Origin of the sequence: Sandarakinorhabdus oryzae (assembly GCF_009733735.1) — a bacterium.
In the GTDB taxonomy this organism is placed as follows: Bacteria; Pseudomonadota; Alphaproteobacteria; order Sphingomonadales; family Sphingomonadaceae; genus Sandarakinorhabdus; species Sandarakinorhabdus oryzae.
In genome coordinates this window covers 1-4,736 of sequence record NZ_WNJP01000197.1, presented here as the reverse complement: position 1 = coordinate 4,736, position 4,736 = coordinate 1, and the positions used below count along the sequence as shown (strand labels likewise).

The 4,736-nt window shown below is 69.6% G+C and carries 4 protein-coding genes and 1 pseudogene; 3 read left to right on the top strand and 2 right to left on the bottom strand.

Annotation, left to right across the window (positions count from 1 at the left end; genetic code table 11):
* Together GJ693_RS13980 and GJ693_RS13975 are read left to right on the top strand one after the other, a co-directional pair.
* Positions 1–524, top strand: a 524-nt coding sequence (locus GJ693_RS13980; RefSeq protein ID WP_156256890.1) for a sulfite exporter TauE/SafE family protein, incomplete at its 5' end; no start/stop codon positions are given.
* A gap of 70 nt (positions 525–594) precedes the next feature.
* Positions 595–2,772 carry a glycoside hydrolase family 3 N-terminal domain-containing protein gene (locus GJ693_RS13975; RefSeq protein ID WP_156256889.1) on the top strand — a complete coding sequence of 726 codons (2,178 nt, stop codon included), beginning with the start codon at positions 595–597 and terminating at the stop codon, positions 2,770–2,772.
* Between the two features lie 4 nt (positions 2,773–2,776).
* Here GJ693_RS13975 and GJ693_RS13970 read toward each other — a convergent pair whose 3' ends face one another.
* Positions 2,777–3,367, bottom strand: a complete 591-nt coding sequence (locus GJ693_RS13970) for a sigma factor (RefSeq protein WP_235902934.1) — start codon at positions 3,365–3,367, stop codon at positions 2,777–2,779.
* 145 nt (positions 3,368–3,512) lie between these two features.
* Here GJ693_RS13970 and GJ693_RS13965 point away from each other — a divergent pair, with 145 nt between their 5' ends.
* On the top strand, positions 3,513–4,391 hold the full coding sequence (locus tag GJ693_RS13965; RefSeq protein WP_156256888.1) for a LysR family transcriptional regulator: 879 nt from the start codon (positions 3,513–3,515) through the stop codon (positions 4,389–4,391).
* On the opposite strand, the pseudogene GJ693_RS17055 reads toward GJ693_RS13965, so the two are convergent.
* A pseudogene (locus GJ693_RS17055) lies at positions 4,383–4,736 on the bottom strand (hypothetical protein); the annotation flags it as partial. The gene GJ693_RS13965 and the pseudogene GJ693_RS17055 overlap by 9 nt on opposite strands.

The following is a 4,736-nucleotide window of genomic DNA, read 5'->3' as shown; positions in this document are numbered from 1 at the left end:
CCGGCCTGACGGGGTCTCTGGCCGGAGCGGCGCTGGCCCAGCGCATTGCCGGCGCGGCCCTGATGGGCGGCTTTGCCGTGGCCATGCTGGCCGTCGGGCTGGCGATGCTGCGCCCCCCGCGCAGCGGCGGTGATCCCACGGTCCGGCTCGATGCGACGATGACGTTGAAGCTGGTGCCGGCCGGTTTGATCGTCGGCCTGGCCGCCGGCTTTTTCGGGATCGGTGGGGGTTTCCTGATCGTGCCGGGCCTGATGGCAGCCACCGGGATGACGCTGGCCAACGCGGCGGCATCATCGCTGGTGTCGGTTCTGGTGTTTGGCGTGGCGACGGCCGGCACCTATGCCGGCGCCGGGCGCGTGGACGCCCCTGCCCTGCTGGCGATGATTGCTGGTGGCCTGATCGGCGTGCTTGCGGCCCGCCGGTTGGCGCCAGCGCTGGCCGGGCGGGCGCTGCTGGCCCGCCGCCTGTTCGCCGCAATGGTGATCCTGACCGCACTTTACGTCGGCTGGCGGGCGCTGGGCTGACCTGCGCTTAGCCGGGGTTGCGGCCCGGGCCGGCTTGCGCTGTGATGCGCCATCGCAGCCGGAGTCCCGCATGGCCGACAATCCCACCGCCCGCGCCCGTGCGCTGATCGCGCAGATGACGCTGGCCGAGAAGGCCGGGCAGCTGAGCCAGGCCTTTGCCGTGCCCTTCCTGCCGCCCGTCGACGACCGCGTCGCCGCCGGCGAACTGGGCTCGTTGTTGTTCGTCACTGATCCGGCGCGCATCAACCAGCTGCAGCGGCTGGCGGTGGAGCACAGCCGGCTCGGCATCCCGCTGCTGTTCGGCTTTGATGTCATCCACGGCCTGCGCACCATCTTTCCGGTGCCGCTGGGCATGGCGGCCAGTTTCGATCCCGAACTCGTCGAGCAGGCACAGGCCGCCGCCGCCGCCGAAGCGCGGGCCAGCGGCATCCATTGGGCCTTTGCGCCGATGGTCGACATCGCCCGCGATCCGCGCTGGGGCCGCATCGTCGAAGGCGCCGGCGAAGACCCGCACCTGGGCAGTCAAATGGCCGCGGCGCAGGTGCGCGGGTTGCAGGGGCCCCACATCGGCACGCCGGGGCGCGTGCTGGCCGGGCCGAAGCATTTCCTCGGCTATGGCGCAGCGCCGGGCGGGCGCGATTATGAGCCGGTCTCCCTGTCGGACGCCGAGATCCGCAATGTCTATCTGCCGCCCTTCGCCGCGGCGCTGGCGGCCGGGGCGGGCAATGTCATGTCGGCCTATATGGATCTGAACCAGGTGCCGGCGGTGGCCAGCAAGGGCCTGCTCGACGATCTGCTGCGCAGCGAACTGGGCTTCGAAGGCTTCGTCGTCTCCGATGCCAATGGCGTCGAGAATCAGGTCGCCCAGCATTTCGCCCCCGACAGCGCCGAAGCTGCCGCCCTCGCACTGATCGCCGGCAACGACATGGAAATGGCGCTGGGGCCCAACGCCTTTGCCCATCTGCCCGCCCTTGTGGAGCAGGGCCGCGTGCCAGCCGATGTGCTCGACCGCGCGGTGGAGCGGGTGCTGGTCGCCAAGATCAGGCTCGGGCTGTTCGAGAACCCTTATGTCGATGAAGCCGCAGCCGCCCAGGTGCTGGCCACGCCGGCGCATCGCGCGCTTGCACAGATGGCGGCCGAGCGCAGCCTCGTGTTGCTGCAGAATGACGGCGCCCTGCCCTTGGCGCCCGGTGCGGCCAAGCGGGTCGCGGTGATCGGGCCGCTGGCCGATTCCATCGCCGACACGCTGGGGCCCTGGGTGTTCGTGCCCGACAAGGCCGAAACCATCACCGTCGCGCGCGGCATCAGCGAACGTCTGGCCGGCCTTGCCCAGGTTGATACCGCGGCCGGCGTGCAGCTGCTGCGCGCCTTCCCGTCCGGCCTGGAGGCCTTTGGCGGCAAGGTGACGCCGTGGAGTGCGGACGACGCCGCCAACCAGTTCGATCGTGCCGTCGCGGCAGCACAGGCCGCAGACCAGGTCATCCTCGTGCTCGGCGAGGCGCAGAGCCAGAGCGGCGAGCGCGCGTCTGCCGCCGATCTGCGCCTGCCCGGCGACCAGATGCACCTTCTCGACGCCGTGTTGGCGACCGGCAAACCGGTGGTGCTGGTGCTGCTCGCCGGCCGGCCGCTGGACCTGACCGGCATCACCGGGCGCGTGCCGGCCATATTGATGGCCTGGTACCCCGGCACGCGCGGCGGCGCGGCGGTGGCCGCCGCCCTGTTCGGCGATGTGAACCCGGGCGGAAAACTGCCAGTCACCTGGCCGCGCAGTGTCGGCCAAGTGCCGATCCACTATGCCCGCGCCCGCACCCACACGCCCGATCGCGCCGACAGTCTCTATCACGACCTGGAGTCAACGCCGCTGTTCCCGTTCGGCCATGGCCTCAGCTACACCCAGTTCGACTTCGCACCACCGCAGCTTGACCGGCCGGTGCTGGAGCGTGGCGGCGCCGTCACTCTCACCACCCGCGTCCGCAACAGCGGCAGCCGCAGTGGCGATGTGGTGGTGCAGCTTTACACCCACCAGCGCGCCGGCCGCGCCATGCGGCCTGACCGCGAATTGAAGGGCTTTCAGCGGGTGACGCTGGCTGCCGGCGAAAGCCGCGACATAAGTTTCCGCATCGATGGCGATATGCTGTCCTACTGGCACGCCGGCGAACGCTGCACCGTCCTCGATCCCGGCCTGTTCGATCTGTGGGTCGGGCCCGATGCCACCGCCGATCTGCACATCGGCCTGCAAGTGAACTGAAAGCTCAGTCGGTCGCATCCCCGCAACCGGAAGCGATCCGTTTCAGGCCGCGATGGATGTTGATCTTGATCAACGATTGCGACTGGCCAGTGGCGGTCGAGGCTTCGATGATCGACAGGCCATCGAGCTTCACCAGCCGGATCGCATCGGCCTGCGCTGGGCGCAGTTCAGCCAGCAGGCCGCGCATGGCGTGGCAGGCGATGATATCGATCTCGTGGCTGGCAACACTGGTGTCCATCGGCGGCGCTGCGCGTTCCCGCTCCATAAGGCGCAGCCGGTCCACCCACTTGAAGCGGGCGATGGCGGCCAGCCAGGGCCGCAGCGGCTGGTTGCAATCGAAATCATGGCGGCGGTGATGCAGGGCGATCAGGCTTTCCTGCACGGCATCTTCCACATGGGCGGCCGGCAGCCGGCGCCGGAAATAGCGGCCGAGCCAGACCCCGGTTTCGACCAGCAGCGCGTCATAGGCGCGGCGATCGCCGGCACGGCCGCGCGCCATCAGGGCGGACCAGTGCGCGGTGGCATCGACCGGCCCAGCTCGCCTTTGCACCTGCTCTCGCACCCGCACATCTGCCGAACTTACCTCGTTGGTCATGGACTGCCCTCCATTCACACGACTTAATGTCGCCGGGCTTGGGGCATCGGCACAGGCAACAAGGGTGCATGGGTTTGATGCGGGCAGGCTATGGCCGCTGCCGCCCCCTTGTGGTGCAGTGCGGCAATGATAGGTTGGGCACATCATGGAGATGCATCAGATCCGCTATTTCCTGTCGGCTGCGCGGCTGCTCAATTTCACCCGCGCTGCCGAGGCCTGCAACGTGGCGCAGCCGTCGCTCACCCGGGCGATCCAGAAACTGGAGGAGGAATTGGGCGGGCCGCTGTTCCGGCGCGAGCGCGCCCGCACGCACCTGACCGAACTGGGCCGGCTGATGCTGCCGCATCTCGAACGCACTTATCGCGCCGCTGAGGACGCCAAGGCGCTGGCGCGCGGCTTTGGCAAGGGCCAGGTGGCGCCGCTGGTGCTTGGCGTGTGCTCGCTGGTTGAATCCGCCACGCTTGATGCCGTGCTGGTCGAACTGGGCGAAGCGATGCCCGGCCTGCAGCTGAATGTGGTGGGCGGCACCAGCGCTGATCTGCTGGCCCAGGCGCTGGCCGGCCAGCTTGACCTGATGATCATCGAGGCGCCGGCTGATGCGCCCGAACGATTCGAGGCGTGGCGGCTGTTCAGCCATGATTATCGCATGGTCGTGCGGCGCGATCATCCGGCCGCCAACCAGCACGCGGTGGACATGGCGGATCTCGCCCGCGAGCCGCTGGTCGATCATGCCTGCGAAGGCATGGCGGCGCTGCGCCAGATGGCAGAGATCGTCGGCATCAATCTCAACCTGCGCCACGCCGCACGCGATGTTGGCCAGCTCAGGCGGCTGATCGCGGCCGGCCTGGGCACCGGCTTCATGCCGGATCCGCGCGATCCGGCGATGTGCGCCGTGCGGGTGGCTGGCGCGGACATCAGCGCCGACGTGGTGCTGGCCGGCATCCAGGGCCGTCGCCGCAGCCTCGCTGCCGAAAGCTTCGTGCGCGCCAGTCGCGCCCGCCAGTGGGACAGCCCGTCAGCCTGATCCCAGCGCCGCCAGCACCACCGCCGGCTCGGCCCGGCGGCGAAAATCCGGATCGACGAAGGCAAAGCGCACAATGCCGCCACCATCGAGCAGGAAGGTGGCCGGGATCGGCAGCAGCCGGCCACTGCCGCCCAGCAAGGTGGCGAGATCATCGCCGCCGGCGCGGTAGGCTTCGGCAAGTGCGGGCGGGATGCTGATCACCAGGCCCAGCAACAGGCTCAGCCCCAGATCGACATCAACCAGCGCCTGGCCGCCTGCCCGCTGCGCCAGCGCCGCTGCGCCGCCGGCCAGTTCGGGCGAGATGGTGACCAGCCGGCCACCGGCGGCGGCAAGTGCGGCCGCGGC